This window comes from Dactylosporangium sp. NPDC051541 (assembly GCF_044454505.1).
Taxonomy (GTDB): Bacteria; Actinomycetota; Actinomycetes; order Mycobacteriales; family Micromonosporaceae; genus Dactylosporangium.
In genome coordinates, this window is sequence record NZ_JBITDU010000003.1 from 624,601 (window position 1) to 638,522 (window position 13,922).

Sequence of the window (13,922 nt, forward strand, 5' to 3'; positions counted from 1 at the left end):
GTCACCTTCCGGACCGAGCCCTGCAAAGTCCCACACGCCCAGCCCCACGAACGGGTCGCGATCACCACCAGCGAACTCCACCCCGGCAACGCGCCTTGACCACGGACACCTTGCCGGCGACACCTCCACCAGGCACCGTCGTCACCGCGCTGCGCACTACCGCCAGCTGGTCCCGCAGCGCCCGTGCTCGCCGCACTGCGGTGTAGCGCCCCGCGCTCGTCCCGTGCCCGCGCTCGTCCCGTGCCCGCGCTCGTCCTGTCCCCGCGCTCGTCTCGGGCCGCGCTCCTGCTTGTCCTGTGCCCGTGCTCGTCTCGTGCCGCGCTCCTGCTTGTCCTGCGCCCGCGCTCGTCTCATCCCGCGTCCGTGCCGGTGCCCCTGCTTGTCCCGTGCTCGTGCCGCTGTGTCGTGCCGCTGTCCTCACGTCGCTTGCCGCGCTTTGCTCGCCGGTGTGCTGTTGCTCGCCGGTGTGCTGTTGCGCGGCGTCAGTCCCTGTGTGCCCTCGCGAAGTCTCCTACTGGGCGAAGATCTTCTACTAGTCGTTCTGGAGCCACTTACCGGCACTTTACCGACATATGCCCCGACGGGCGATAAGTCCGAAAAGTCGAGCGGAGCGCGGCACGAAGTGCCCGACTTTTCGGGAAAGCACGGAAACCCCATGAATGCGCGAATCCCCGGCCGCGGGGGAGCGGGCCGGGGAACGCGAAGCGCCTGGTGCGGGGGTTGGTCAGAGATCGGGGTGTATCTGGGGAGCTTGGGGCTCGGTGGTAGCGGACCGGTAGGTCCAGACGCCGCCGGCCACGCCGATGAGGCAGAGAGCCAGGACGGTGCTCGGGACGCTGCCGGCGGCCAGGCCGATGATGACGCCGACTACGGCGGCTATGGCGATGATCACCGAGATCACCCGGCGGGGGGTGATCCGGCGGGTCAGCGCCCGGTTGAATCCATTGACGAAGCGCGTGTCGCTCTGCAACGCGGCTTCGATGTCTGCGAGCCGCTTCTGCTCGCTCTCGCTGAGCATGACGCCCAACCTCCTCCGACGGGCCGCCCGGTGCGCGACGTGTACCCGCTCCGATCGATCGTCACACACAAACCGGCCCCGTGGGTCCACCAGTTGGCGTCAACTCGAACTCTGCTGGTCAGCGCGTTGGCGTTTCGCGGCAAATGTCGGATCGGGCGACCTGCGAAAGATGTCGGCGTATGCCATTCTCGACGGCGAATGGCGCGCGAGGCCGGCGTGAACATTGCGGATCAGTAGCAGGTAGTGACCGTGCGGTGGCATGGGGGAGGATAGGGATCGTGGACCCGAGGCAGTGGCAGCAGCCCGACCAGAGCGGTGGCTATCCGCCCCAGCAGCCGCCGCAATACCCGCCACAGCAGCCCCAGCAGCCCCCGCAGTATCCGCCCCAGCAACCCCAGTACCCGCCGCCGCAGCAGCCCCAATACCAGCCGCAGCAGCCGCCGCAGTACGAGCAGCCGCAATACGAACAGCAGCCGCAATACGAACAGCCCCAGCAGCAGTACCCGCCGCAGTACCAGAACCAGTACGAGCAGCCCCCGCCGGCGCAGCCGTACTCGGCGGTGCCGTACGCGTCCCAGCCCTACAGCGCGCCCCCGTCCTACCAGCAGCCGAACTATCAGCAGCAGCAGCCGTCGTACCAGACCTCGGCCCCGCCCGCGGTCGACGGCGGCGGGCGCAGCAAGCGGTTCCTGTGGCTGCTGGTCGCCAGTTCGGTCCTGCTCGTGGTCGTCGTGGTCGCCATCGTCGTCGTCGCGCTCAACCGTGACCCGGACACCCCGACCGGGCCGACGACCGCCTCCTCGCCGACCGGGCCGGTCGACAAGTGCCTGGTCGGGAAGTGGAAGCAGACCTCATACCAGAAACTCGTCGACCTCACCGGCACCGACACCGCCAAGCGGGGCAACCTGACCAAGGTCAAGATGACCGGCGGCGGCAAGGTCTGGGAGATCAAGGACGACGGCAACGCGATCGAGGACGACACCAACACCGTCTACAGCGGCAAGACCGACGACGGCCGGACCGTCACCGCGACCTGGGCCGGGCGCACCGAGTGGAAGCTCAGCACCAAGGACGGGCAGATCTCCTTCGCCGGCGGCGAGGCCACGACGGTCGTCACGATCAGCGTCGACGGCACCCAGGCCGGCCGGATCGAGCTGGAGCCCAACCTCGACCCGGTGAAGTACACCTGCAACGGCGACATCTGGCGCACGTCCAGCAAGGACAACGACGACGACTTCGCCCGGTACGACCGCCAGAAGTAAGGGCGGCCGGACACCCGGTTGATCACCCTCCCAAAGGGGTACACGCCGGGATATGACGCAGTGGTTCACGCAAGTCGGCGAGCGCGCCCGGACCCGGCTGAGCACAGCGCGCGAGATTCCGCCGTTCGCCGGCCCGGTCGAGGTCCGGCCGGCGTCCACTGTGGAAGACGGTATCCCCCGCGGCGTGAAGGTCGCGGGGGCCTGGGCCTGGCGGCTCGTGCTGTTCATCCTGGCCGCCTACCTGCTGCTGCGCCTCATCGCCGCCCTGCGCCTGGTCGTCATCCCGGTCGTCGTGGCGATCCTGCTGGCCGCCCTGCTCGAACCCGCCGCCGGACGGCTGCGCAAAAGCGGCGTCAACCGGTCGTTGGCCGCGGCCCTCGTCCTGGTCGGCGGGCTGGTCGTGGTCTTCGGCGGCCTCGGCGTCATTGTGTACACGTTCATCGACCAGTTCGACAACCTGTCCGGGCGGGTCACCGAGGGCCTCAACGAGATACAGAGCTGGCTCGCCTCGGGCCCGTTCCACATCTCCCAGCAGCAGCTCAACGACGCGATGGCCTCGCTGCGCAAGCAGTTCACGGCCAACCGCGGCGCGCTGACGTCGGGCGCGCTGACCACCGCGACCACGCTCGGCGAGGTGCTCACCGGGTTCTTCGTGGTGCTGTTCACGCTGTTCTTCTTCCTGCGCGACGGCGGCTCGATCTGGACGTTCCTGTGCCGCCTGCTGCCGAACCAGGCCCGCCTCCCCGTCGCGCGGGCCGGGCACTACAGCTGGTACACCCTCGTCTCCTATGTCCGCGCCACCGTCCTGGTCGCGTTCGTCGACGCGGTCGGCATCGGCATCGGCCTCGCCGTCATCCGGGTCCCGCTCGCCCTGCCGCTGGCCGCGCTGGTCTTCCTCGGCGCGTTCATCCCGGTCGTCGGGGCCACGCTGTCGGGTGCCGTGGCGGTGCTCGTCGCGCTCGTCACCAACGGGCCGGTCAGCGCACTGCTCGTGCTCGCCGTCGTCATCGCTGTACAACAGCTGGAGGGGCATGTCCTGCAGCCGCTCATCATGGGCCGGGCGGTCGCCCTGCACCCGCTGTCGGTCATCCTCGCCATCACCACCGGCGTCGTCGTGGCCGGCATCGTGGGTGGCCTCGTCGCCGTCCCGCTGCTCGCGGTCGGCAACACGGCGATCCGCTACCTCGCCGAGCACCCCGACGGCGAGCCGACCGACAACCGCGAGGTCCCCGGGACCGAGCCGACCGACGACGACGAGAAACGCGCGGAGGACGCCGAGGAGCGGGCCGACGAGCGGGCTGACGAGCGGGCCGAAGCGACGTCGGCGCCGCGGCGGGCGGGTAGCGTCGACAGCGAGATCAAGGATCAGTGAGGAGCCGCAGCCATGCCGTTGTCCGGTGAGTACGAGCCGAGCCCCAGCGACCGGGCCCGCGACCAGGTCGAGCTGTTCGAGCGCACGAACGGCGCCGAGGGCAACACCCTCAACGACCGGCCGGTCATCGTGCTGACGTCCCTGGGCGCGAAGTCGGGCAAGATCCGCAAGACGCCGCTCATGCGGGTCGAGCACGACGGCGAATACGCGGTCGTCGCCTCTCAGGGTGGCGCGCCGACGCACCCGGTCTGGTATCACAACCTCGTCGCCAACCCGCACGTCGAGCTGCAGGACGGCCCGGTCCGCAAGGACTACACCGCCCGCGAGGTCACGGGCGAGGAGCGGCGGCAGTGGTGGGAGCGGGCCAACGAGACGTGGCCGTCCTACAACGAGTACCAGACGAAGACCGACCGCGAGATCCCGGTCTTCGTGCTGACGCCCCAGAGTTGAACGACCCGGTCATGCTGACGCTGCTGGCCATGCAGCGCCAGAACTGGGAGCAGGGCGTGGCCATCCACGCCCTGCTCGACTCGGGCGAGTTCGACCTGGCCGACCGCCTCTCCCGCGACGCGGTGGTGCACCAGACCGGGGACGGCCGGCTCGGCACGATCGGCGACGAGCGCGGCGCCGTGAACTCCGCGGCGATATATCCGGGAGTGGTACGGACACAGCCCGGACCGGCGCAGCGACAACTGGACTGGATCGTCGAGCGGGCCCCTCGCGCCGCCGACGGCACCCTCTTCCACGTGCTGGACGCGCCCGAGATCTGGGCCGACACGGTCTACATGGTGGTGCCGACCCTCGCGCTCGCCGGTCTCCTGGACATGGCCGTGCAGCAGGTTGAGGGCCATCGCCGCCACCTGTGCCGCGACGGGCTGTACCGGGCCGCGGACAACCGGCCGAAGCTGTGGGGCACCGGCAGTGGCTGGGTCGCCGCCGGCCTGGCCCGCGCGATCCGCCACGCACCCGAGCTGGCGCCACAACTGTCCGGACACGCGCGGGAAGTTCTGGACGCCTGCCTGGTGTACCGCCGCGACGACGGACTTTTCGGTGACGTCCTCGACGATCCAGCCTCTTTCCGCGAGGCCAACCTGGCCCAGATGCTCGCCTACACCGCCTGCACGGGCGTGGCCGACGGCTGGCTGCCGCACTCCTACGTCCAGGTCGCCGACTCGCTGCGCGCCGCGGTCGCCCCGTTCGTCGTCGACGGCCTGGTCACGTCGGTCTGCGGGGCCCCGACGTTCGACCGCCCCGGCACGTCCGCCGAGGCCCAGGCCTTCCACCTCCTGGCGGCCGCGGCGAGCCGGAGAGTCGTGAGCTGAAGCCGGCGGGTCGTCAGCTGAACTCGTCGGCGGCGTCCCGGCCCGCTTCGGTGACCTGCTCCAGAAACGACTGGAGCACCTCCAGCTGCTCCTCGGAGTAGCCGGCCAGGAGGTCGTCCATCCGCCCGTTCATGCCGCCGAAGAGGGCGTAGATCTCCGCGTTGCGCTCGCGGGCGGCCCGGATCAGCACGGCCCGGCGGTCGGCCGGGTCGCGGTCGCGGGTCACCCAGCCGGCGCGCTCCAGGCGGTCGAGCACGCCGGTCATCGTCGCCGGGTGCAGGCCGGCCCGGCGGGCCAGGGCGCTCGGGCTCAGCGGGCCGTGCCGCTGGACCAGGTCCAGGCAGTTGAAGTCGGCGTCCTTGATCTCCAGGCGGGCTCCGACGCGGTGGTTGAGCAGCGACAGCTGGGTGCTGAGGGCCCGGAGCCGCTCCTTGATCGCGTTGGCCGTCCGGCGCCGCGAAGGTGATACGGAACTCATATGACTTACTCCTCGTTCCATATATTATGGAACTCGTAAGGTATTGGTCTCGGAGTTACTATACCTGGACGGGAGTCGTCATGATCGTGGTCACGGGCGCCACCGGTACCATCGGGCGCCATCTCATCGAAACGCTGACCGGCCTGGGGCGGGCGGTCGCCCCGATCAGCCGCGCGGCCGGGCCGACGGCCGCGCAGGTCCTGGAAGGCGGCGGGGTCGAGGCGCTGTTCCTGCACCCGCGGGCCGTCGGTGAGCACAGCGCGGAGCTGGTCCGGCTGGCCCGGGAGCACGGCGTGCGGCGGGTCGTCGCCCTGTCCGCGATGAACGTCGAGGAGCCCGACGAGCGGCAGCCGTCGCGGCTCGCCGGGGACCGCAACCGCGAGACGGAGCAGGCCGCCGCCGCGAGCGGGCTGCCCTGGGTCAGCCTCCGGGCCAGCTCGTTCGCGAGCAACACCGGGCGGGCGTTCGGGCCGCAGCTGCGGGCCGGGGACGTGGTGCGGTACACCTTCCGCGGCTTTGAGGAATCGCTCGTCGACGAGCGTGACCTGGCCGACGTCGCGGTCAAGGCGCTGCTCGGGCAGGCCGGCGCCGGCGTGCTCGAGCTGACCGGGCCGCAGTCGCTGAGCCACGGCGAGCAGGTCGCGATCCTCGGAGCCGTCCTCGGGCGGCCGCTGCGCTTCGAGGAGGTCCCGCCGGAGGCCGCGGCCCGGGCGATGATCGCCGGCGGCATGCCCGAGGCGTTCGCGACCGCGCTCATGGACCGGTACCGCCGCCACCTGGACCGCCCCCAGCACCCGCCCACCGGTGTCGTCGCCGCGGTGCTCGGGCGGCCGGCGCGGACGTTCGCGCAGTACTGTGCTTCGCTGGTCCCGTGACGGACGACGGGGAACTGCTGCTGGTGGCGCTGGTCGAGCTCGTGCCTGATGCGCTGGAGGAGTCGGCGCGCTACGAGGACGAGGTGCTGGCGCTGCTGCCCCGGCACGGCGGAGCCCTCGAGGCCCGGCTGACCAGCGGCGAGACCGAGGTGCAGACCATTCGCTTCGCGCGGCGGTCCGGCCTGGACGCGTTCCTGCGCGACCCGGACCGGGCGGCGCTGCGCGAGCGCTACGGTGCGGCGGTGCCGGCGACGCGAGTGCTCGAGGTGCAACCGCGCTGATCCAGGGCCTGTTTTCCAACTGGGGCAGGGCTGCGGCGGGCCCAGATCCCTCGCCCAGGCCGGTCCGGCGACGCTGCGCCGGCCGGCCCGCCCCAGGCGCTGCGCCCACATCGCGAAAGGCCGGATACAACCCCGGTATCCGACCTCCCGCGCTGCGCACGCAGACAAAATCTGGACTCCGCCTCGCTCCCACCCCAGTTGGAAAACAGGCCCTGGGGGTACCAGCGAAATATGCACGTCCCCACTTGGATCAAGACGACCGCCGCCGTGACCGTCGCCGCCGGGATCGGGTCGCTGGTGACGCGGCCGGGTGACCGGTGGTATCGGCGGCTCGACAAGCCCTCGTGGCAGCCGCCCCCGCGGGCGTTTCCGCTGGTGTGGACGCCGCTCTACGGGCTCATCGCGTTCGCGGGGGCGCGGGCCCTGGATGCGTCCCGGGGTCCCGCACGGCGGGAGTTCGCCGTCGCCTACGGGGCCAATCTGGCCCTCAACGCCGGGTGGACGGCGGTGTTCTTCGGGGCGCGCCGGCCCCGCGCCGCGCTGGCCGAGATCGCGCTGCTCAACGCGTCGAACCTCGACCTGCTGCGGCGGGCGTGGCGGGCCGACCGGGCCGCCGGGGCCGCCCTCGCACCCTATGTGGCCTGGACCGGCTTCGCGACCGCGCTGAACGCGGCGATCGCCCGCCGGAACTGAAGCCCGATCAGCGGTTGCGCTGACGCCAGGTGGACAGGCCGGCCTCGAGGCGGTTCTGGTTGCGGGTGCTGCCCAGGCCGCGCTTGGCCTTGCCGTAGAGCCACAGGCCGCCACCGACCACGAGCGCGCCGATGATCAGGTAGACGATAATGCTGAACAGGGCGTGGAACACCCACGAGGCGATCGCGCCGACCACGAAGAGGCCCACGACGACCGCGATGGCACCAACCAGGAAACGACCCATGCACCTAGCATGCTCCTGCGGTGCCACCACCGTCATCAGGGACCTCCCGGAGTCATGCCGCCAGGGTGGCGTAGGTGCCGGCGTCGGCGACCAGACTGTCGTGGGTGCCGCGCTCGACGATCCGGCCGTGGTCGACCACGGCGATCTGGTCGGCGTCGCGGACCGTGGAGAGCCGGTGCGCGATGGTGATCGTGGTGCGGCCCTTCGCCAGGTCGTCGAACGCCCGCTGCACGGCCCGCTCGGTCTCGTTGTCGAGGGCGCTGGTGGCCTCGTCGAGGACCAGGACGCGGGGGTCGCGCAGGAGGGTCCGGGCGATCGCGATGCGCTGCTGCTCGCCTCCGGAGAAGCGGTACCCCCGCGACCCCACCACCGTGTCGTAGCCCTCCGGCAGCGACGCGATCAGGTCGTGGATCCGGGCCGCCCGGGCCGCCGCCTCGATCTCGGCGTCGGTCGCGTCCGGCTTGGCGTAGCGGAGGTTCTCCCGGACGGTGGTGTGCAGCAGGTACGTCTCCTGGCTCACGACCCCCACGATGCCCGCGAGGTCGGCCAGCCGCAGGTCGCGCAGGTCCACGCCGTCGATCGTGATCCGGCCCGCGCCGGGGTCGTAGAGGCGGGCGATGAGCGCGGCGATCGTGCTCTTGCCCGAGCCGGTCTCGCCGACCAGGGCCAGCGACGTCCCGGCCGGCACGTCGAGGGATACCCCGGCGACCGCGGCCGTCTCGCTGCCCGGGTAGGCGAACGTCACGTCCTCGAAGCGCAGGTGGCCCCGGGCGGCGGGCAGTTGCCGGGGGTTGGCGGGCTCGGCGACCTCGACGGGCAGGTCGAGGTACTCGAAGATCCGCGCGAACAGCGCCAGTGAGCTGGTCAGCTGCACGCCGACCCCGAGCAGGCCCATCAGCGGCCGGAACAGCCCGGCCTGCAGCCCGGTGAACGCGACAAGCGTGCCGATGCTGAGCGAGCCGGCCGTCATCGGCAGCCCGGCGCTGAGGTAGATGATCGCCGGGATGGCCGCGAAGATGATGCTCATGGACGCCATCCGCCAGCGGCCGGCCAGCTCGGAGCGCAGCTCCAGCTCGATCAGGCGCTCGGAGGACTCGGTGAAGCGGCGGATGACGGCACCGCCCGCGCCCATCGTCTTGGACAGGCGCACGCCGCTGACGGAGAGCCCCTCCTCGATGGTCACGTTGAGGTCGGCCAGCTCGCGCTGGCGCTGGGCGGTGATCTCGCGGCGCATGCTCGCGACCTTGCGGGTCAGGTAGATCGCGGGCGGCAGCACGACGAGGGAGACCAGCGACAGCCGCCACGACAGCGCGGCCATGGCCACGGCGGTGGCGACCGCCGTGGTCAGGTTGGAGGCGATCGACGTGGCGGTGTTGGTGACGACCGCCTCCATCCCGCCGATGTCGTTGGTGATGCGGGACTGCACCTCGCCGGTGCGGGTCCGGGTGAAGAAGCCGACGGACTGCCGCTGCAGGTGGGTGAACACGTCGACGCGCAGGCGGTGCATGACCAGCTGGCCGACCTTCGTCGACTGCCACGTCTGCACGACGCCGAGCGCGGAGGTCACGGCGGCGACGGCGACCATGCCGAGGACGAGCCAGACCAGCAGGCGCACGTCACGCTCGGGCAGGGCCCGGTCGATGACCGCGCGGAGCAGGAACGGCGAGGCCATCGCCAGGATGGACGACACCACGATGATGAGCACGACGCCGGCCAGGCGGCCGCGGTGCTGGGTGAACAGCCGCCCGATGCGGGCCAGGGAAACCTGCTTGGCCTGGGCCTTCTCGGCGGCCTTCTCACTCGCGGAGAGCTTGCGGGGCCCGCGGGCGCGGGCGGGGGGATTGGGCTCCAAGGGGGAGCTCCTCTCGGTCGAATATGCTGAGGGTACCTCACTTTGAGGGAACAGCACCAACCCGTTTTTCATTCCGCCCGCCGCCCGGCGTTTTCGACAGGTGACTATGTTGGTCCACGTGGAGGACGAAAGCCTCTCCGAGCTGTTCTGGTCGGTGGCCCGCCGGCTCCGGCACCAGTCGCACGAGACGCTGCAGCCGCTCGGGGTCACCCCCGGGCAGGCGCGTGCCCTCAACGTGCTGGCCAAACACGGCACGATGCGCCTCAGCGAGCTGTCGGAGCACCTGCGCATCGCGCCCCGCTCGACCACCGAGGTCGTCGACGGGCTGCAGGAGCGCGGCCTGGTGGAGCGCCGGCCCGACCCCGCCGACCGCCGGGCGACGCTTGTCACGCTGACCGCGGCCGGCACCGCCACGACCGAGCACCTGCGCGCCGAGCGCGGCGCTCAGGGAGAGCGCTTCTTCGCGTCCCTGCCCGCGGCCGATCGGGCCGAGCTGATCCGCATACTCGCCGCCCTGCGGGTATCCGAACCGAATTGAGGTAACTGCATGGTGTCACGCCTCGCTCGCCTGGTCGTCTGCGCCGCGGTGGTCGCGGGGGCCGGGCTGGGCCTCGCCACACCCGCCGCCGCCGTCGCGGACGGCAACCCGGTGCCGGAGGGGCAATACCGGTTCGCGGTGAAGCTGACCATGACCGACATCCCGAGGCCCGACGGCACCCGGTATGACAGCTCGTGCACCGCCGCGCTGGTGTCGCCGTGGTGGGTCATCACCGCCGGGCACTGTTTCCACGACCCCAACCGCAACCCGGTCTCCGGACCGGTGCCCTACGCGACCACCGCGACCGTCGGCCGGGCCGACCTGGCCAACGACACCGGTCACGTAGTGGACGTCGTCTCCGTGCAGCAGGCCCCGACCGGCGACATCGCGATGGCCAAGCTGGCCGCCCCGGTGAACGACGTGACGCCGGTCCGCGTGTCCAGCACGGCGCCGAAGGTCGGTGACGTGCTGCGCATCACCGGCTGGGGCAAGCTGAAGGGGACCGACACGGTCCCGTCCACGCACCTGCAGACCGGGCTGGTCAAGGTGTCCTCGGTCGCCGCGGTCACGGCCGGGGTGAAGGGCTACTTCCCGGCGCCGACCACCAGCGCGTGCGAGCACGACTCGGGCGCGCCGTACTTCGCCGAGCCGCAGCACCGCCCGGTGCTCGTGTCGGTGGAGAGCACGGGGCCGACGTGCCCGCACGCCCAGGAGGAGACGACCACCCGCGTCGATCCCCTCTACGGCTGGGTCAAGGCCACGCTGCTGACATAAAAGGGTATTCGGTCGGGGCCGAATCGCCCGGATCGCGGTAGCTTCCATCGAGATAGCGGAACATCTCGATGGGGAGGACACCGCATGATCCGATTTCGACGGGCGCTGCTCGCCGCGACGCTGATGCTGGGTTTGATCGGCACGGTCGCGGTAGCAGCGCCCGCGTCGGCGGCGACCACCGCGGCGGACACCGACATCCGTGACCGCCTCGAGGCCGCACCCGGCGTCACCGTGCTCGAGGAGCAGCCGGTCGTCGCGCCATACCGCTTCTTCATCCTCAGCATCACCCAGCCGGTCGACCACACCAACCCGCGGAAGGGCACCTTCGAGCAGCGGTTCACGCTGCTGCACCGGGGGACGGACCGGCCGACGGTACTGCACACGACCGGCTACAACGTGCCCGAGTACGCGTTCCGCTCCGAGCCCACCCGGCTGATCGACGGCAACCAGATCTCCGTGGAGCAGCGCTTCTTCATGCCGTCGCGCCCCGGGGAACCGAAGTGGGAGCAGCAGCTCACCATCTGGCAGGCCGCGACCGACCACCACCGGATCGTGGCCGCGCTCAAGCCGATCTACTCCCAGAAGTGGATCTCGACGGGGGCCAGCAAGGGCGGCATGACGTCGATCTACCACCGCCGCTTCTACCCCAGCGACGTCGACGGCACCGTCGCCTACGTGGCGCCCCAGGACGTGGTGAACGACGAGGACTCGGCCTACGACAAGTTCTTCACCAAGGTCGGGACGGCCGCGTGCCGGGCCGCGCTGGACGGCGTCCAGATCGAGGCCCTGAAGCGGCGGACCGAGTTCGTCGCCCGCTACCAGGCCTGGGCCACCGAGAACCAGCGCACGTTCACCATCACGGGCAGCGCCGACCGGGCCTTCGAATTCATGGTCAACGGCACGACCTGGGCATTTTGGCAGTACTCCCTGGAGTCCGACTGTGCCGACGTGCCCCCGAGAACAGCGTCCAGTGACGACATCTGGAACTGGATCGACCTGATCTACGGCCTCGACTCGAACACCGACCAGGGCATCGAGCCGTACATCCCCTACTACTTCCAGGCCTCCTACCAGCTCGGCTACCCGGACGTGTCCCTGCCACACCTCAAGGGCCTGCAGCACTACCGCGGCCAGGACCGGGCCCAGTCGTACATCCCGCGTGCGCTGGTACCCCGGTTCCAGCCCCTCGCGATGCTCGACATCGACATCTGGGTCAAGTTCGCGGCCAGCCGCCTGATCTTCGTCTACGGTGGCAATGACCCCTGGGGCGCGGAGCCGTTCCGGCTGGGGCCGTTCACCCGCGACTCCCAGTGGTACGTCGCGGCGGGCGCCAACCACGGCGCGAACATCGCCGCGCTCAAGCCCGACGAGACCGCGAAGGCCACGGCCGCCGTCCAGCGCTGGGCCGGCGTGACCACGCCGGCCGCGAGCTCGTTCGGCGCGTCCGGATCCTCGAGCTACATCGCCGGCCTCGACGACCACAACCTGGCCCTCGACCGGAAGTTCAACCGCTAGTCCGCACGCCGTGAGCGCGGCGGGGGCGTCGAATGTCCCCGCCGTGCTCAACTCGCCCGCCCGCCTGCCGATCGGGCCGGTATGGTGCGGAACCTCCCGATCGCCGCGAAGCTCGCCTCGACCGTCGCGATCGTCAGTCTCCTGCTCGTCGGCGTCGGCCTGGTCGGCATCCGGCAGCTCGGCGACGCCCAGGACCGGCTGCACCTGATGTACGCCGACAACCTCCAGGACATCGCCGACCTCGACGACGTGGCCCTGCGGTTCCGCACGGTCCAGGCCGAGCTGATGAACATCGCCCTGGCCGCGACCGACGCCGACCAGAGCACCGCGAAGCAGAACCTGCAGGACGCGAACACGGCCCTGGACAAAGGCTGGAGCGAGTTCGTCACGCTGCCCCTCGCCGGCGAGGAGGCCGATCGCAACGCGTTCGAACAGGCGCTGGCGAGCTATCGGACAGTACTGGAGCAGGATCTGATGCCGTTGGCCACGTCCGCGCAGACCGACGGGGCGGTGCTGTTCGAAACGATCCGGACCAAGGCCGCCCCCCAGGTCACGGCCGCGCAGGGGGCGCTGAACCGGCTCGACGCGGCCGTGGACACCAAGGCCCAGAACACCCTGGCCGCGTCCCAGCGCGCCTACGACCGCGCCCGCCTGCTCATCATCGGCATGATCGTGGCCGCCGTAGCGTTGGCCGCGGTGCTGGTGACGGTCATCAGCCGCCTGATCTCCCGCCCGCTGCGCGAAACCGTCCGCGTCCTGGAGTCGGTGGCCGAGGGCGACCTCAGCGGCCGCCTGCACGTGTCCGGTCGTGACGAGGTGGGCCGGATGGGCACCGCGTTGAACCGGGGCCTGGAGCGCCTGGGCACCTCCCTGCGCGACGTGGACGGCAACGTGGGCCGGGTCACGACCGCGGCGGCGCACCTGACGACGTCCGCCGGCCAGATGACGGGCAGCGCCGCCCGCTCCTCCGACGAGGTACGCCTGGCGTCGCAGGCGACGGACGGCATCACCCAGGACATCGGTACCGTCGCCGCGGGCTCCGAGGAGATCGGCGCCTCGATCCAGGAGATCGCCCGCAGCACTTCAGCCGCCGCCCAGACCGCGGACCGAGCCGTCCGAGAAGCAGCAGAAGCGGCGGCGGTACTGGCCAGCCTCGGCCAGTCCTCACGAGAAATCGAGACGGTCGTCAAACTGATCACGTCGATCGCCGAGCAGACGAACCTGCTGGCCCTGAACGCCACCATCGAGGCCGCCCGGGCCGGCGACGCCGGGAAGGGCTTCGCGGTGGTGGCGACGGAGGTGAAGGACCTGGCGCAGGAAACGGCGCGGGCGACCGAGGACATCGCGCAGCGCGTAGCCGCCATCCAGCGCGACTCCACCGCCGCCGTGACCGCCATCGAACAGATCAGCACCGTCATCACCACGATCAGCGACGCCCAGGCCAGCATCGCCGCCGCCGTGGAACAACAGTCCGCGACCACCGCCGAGATGACGAGAACGGTGAGCCAGGTAGCCGGCCGCGCGACCCAGATCAGCACCAACGTCAACGGCGTGGCCACCGCCGCCGACGAGACCACGACCATCGCGAAGGACACGGCCGCCACCGCGGACGACCTGAACACGGTCGCCGCCGACCTCCGCCGTACCGTCGCCGTCTTCCGCTACTGAATCCAGTGAGGGAAACGGTCTCCCATCCGG

At 70.8% G+C, this 13,922-nt stretch carries 15 protein-coding genes; 11 read left to right on the forward strand and 4 right to left on the reverse strand.

Going from position 1 to position 13,922, the window contains the following annotated elements:
* Nucleotides 1-724: 724 nt before the first annotated feature.
* Nucleotides 725-1,018, reverse strand: a complete 294-nt coding sequence (locus tag ACIA8L_RS16995) for a DUF3040 domain-containing protein (protein WP_395905286.1) — start codon at nt 1,016-1,018, stop codon at nt 725-727.
* 278 nt (nt 1,019-1,296) lie between these two features.
* On the opposite strand from ACIA8L_RS16995, the gene ACIA8L_RS17000 reads away from it, so the two are divergent.
* The 4 genes from ACIA8L_RS17000 to ACIA8L_RS17015 are packed head-to-tail and all read left to right on the forward strand — an operon-like array spanning nt 1,297 to nt 4,974.
* Nucleotides 1,297-2,280 (forward strand): hypothetical protein, encoded by a 984-nt coding sequence (locus tag ACIA8L_RS17000; RefSeq protein ID WP_395905288.1) that lies wholly within the window; start codon nt 1,297-1,299, stop codon nt 2,278-2,280.
* 52 nt (nt 2,281-2,332) lie between these two features.
* Nucleotides 2,333-3,652, forward strand: coding sequence for an AI-2E family transporter (locus tag ACIA8L_RS17005; RefSeq protein ID WP_395905290.1), 1,320 nt, complete (start codon nt 2,333-2,335; stop codon nt 3,650-3,652).
* A 12-nt stretch (nt 3,653-3,664) separates the two neighbouring features.
* Complete coding sequence (locus ACIA8L_RS17010; protein WP_395905292.1) at nt 3,665-4,102, forward strand: nitroreductase family deazaflavin-dependent oxidoreductase; 438 nt, start codon at nt 3,665-3,667, stop codon at nt 4,100-4,102.
* Nucleotides 4,103-4,113: 11 nt separating this feature from the next.
* Nucleotides 4,114-4,974, forward strand: a complete 861-nt coding sequence (locus ACIA8L_RS17015; protein WP_395905294.1) for a glycoside hydrolase family 88 protein — start codon at nt 4,114-4,116, stop codon at nt 4,972-4,974.
* A gap of 13 nt (nt 4,975-4,987) precedes the next feature.
* On the opposite strand, the gene ACIA8L_RS17020 is transcribed toward ACIA8L_RS17015, so the two are convergent.
* Complete coding sequence (locus tag ACIA8L_RS17020) at nt 4,988-5,452, reverse strand: MarR family winged helix-turn-helix transcriptional regulator (protein ID WP_395905296.1); 465 nt, start codon at nt 5,450-5,452, stop codon at nt 4,988-4,990.
* Between the two features lie 80 nt (nt 5,453-5,532).
* On the opposite strand from ACIA8L_RS17020, the gene ACIA8L_RS17025 reads away from it, so the two are divergent.
* From ACIA8L_RS17025 to ACIA8L_RS17035, 3 genes are all read left to right on the forward strand, one after another.
* Nucleotides 5,533-6,327, forward strand: a complete 795-nt coding sequence (locus ACIA8L_RS17025) for an NmrA family transcriptional regulator (protein WP_395905298.1) — start codon at nt 5,533-5,535, stop codon at nt 6,325-6,327.
* Nucleotides 6,324-6,608: a hypothetical protein gene (locus ACIA8L_RS17030; RefSeq protein WP_395905300.1), complete on the forward strand. Its 285-nt coding sequence runs from the start codon at nt 6,324-6,326 to the stop codon at nt 6,606-6,608. Before ACIA8L_RS17025 ends, ACIA8L_RS17030 begins: the two co-directional genes overlap by 4 nt.
* Nucleotides 6,609-6,839: 231 nt before the next feature.
* Complete coding sequence (locus ACIA8L_RS17035; RefSeq protein WP_395905302.1) at nt 6,840-7,301, forward strand: TspO/MBR family protein; 462 nt, start codon at nt 6,840-6,842, stop codon at nt 7,299-7,301.
* Nucleotides 7,302-7,308: 7 nt separating this feature from the next.
* Here the strand turns inward: ACIA8L_RS17035 and ACIA8L_RS17040 are convergent, their stop codons facing one another.
* Nucleotides 7,309-7,545, reverse strand: a complete 237-nt coding sequence (locus ACIA8L_RS17040; protein ID WP_395905303.1) for a hypothetical protein — start codon at nt 7,543-7,545, stop codon at nt 7,309-7,311.
* Nucleotides 7,546-7,597: 52 nt separating this feature from the next.
* Nucleotides 7,598-9,304 (reverse strand): ABC transporter ATP-binding protein, encoded by a 1,707-nt coding sequence (locus ACIA8L_RS17045; RefSeq protein WP_395906314.1) that lies wholly within the window; start codon nt 9,302-9,304, stop codon nt 7,598-7,600.
* Between the two features lie 211 nt (nt 9,305-9,515).
* Here ACIA8L_RS17045 and ACIA8L_RS17050 point away from each other — a divergent pair, with 211 nt between their 5' ends.
* The 4 genes from ACIA8L_RS17050 to ACIA8L_RS17065 all read left to right on the forward strand — a co-directional run bounded on the left by ACIA8L_RS17050 (nt 9,516) and on the right by ACIA8L_RS17065 (nt 13,892).
* Nucleotides 9,516-9,935, forward strand: coding sequence for a MarR family winged helix-turn-helix transcriptional regulator (locus ACIA8L_RS17050; RefSeq protein WP_395905304.1), 420 nt, complete (start codon nt 9,516-9,518; stop codon nt 9,933-9,935).
* Between the two features lie 9 nt (nt 9,936-9,944).
* The gene (locus ACIA8L_RS17055) at nt 9,945-10,709 is read left to right on the forward strand and encodes a S1 family peptidase (RefSeq protein WP_395905305.1); all 765 of its coding nucleotides are present in this window, start codon (nt 9,945-9,947) and stop codon (nt 10,707-10,709) included.
* A gap of 84 nt (nt 10,710-10,793) precedes the next feature.
* Nucleotides 10,794-12,224 (forward strand): S28 family serine protease, encoded by a 1,431-nt coding sequence (locus ACIA8L_RS17060; protein ID WP_395905307.1) that lies wholly within the window; start codon nt 10,794-10,796, stop codon nt 12,222-12,224.
* Between the two features lie 81 nt (nt 12,225-12,305).
* Nucleotides 12,306-13,892 (forward strand): methyl-accepting chemotaxis protein, encoded by a 1,587-nt coding sequence (locus tag ACIA8L_RS17065; protein ID WP_395905309.1) that lies wholly within the window; start codon nt 12,306-12,308, stop codon nt 13,890-13,892.
* Nucleotides 13,893-13,922: the final 30 nt, after the last annotated feature.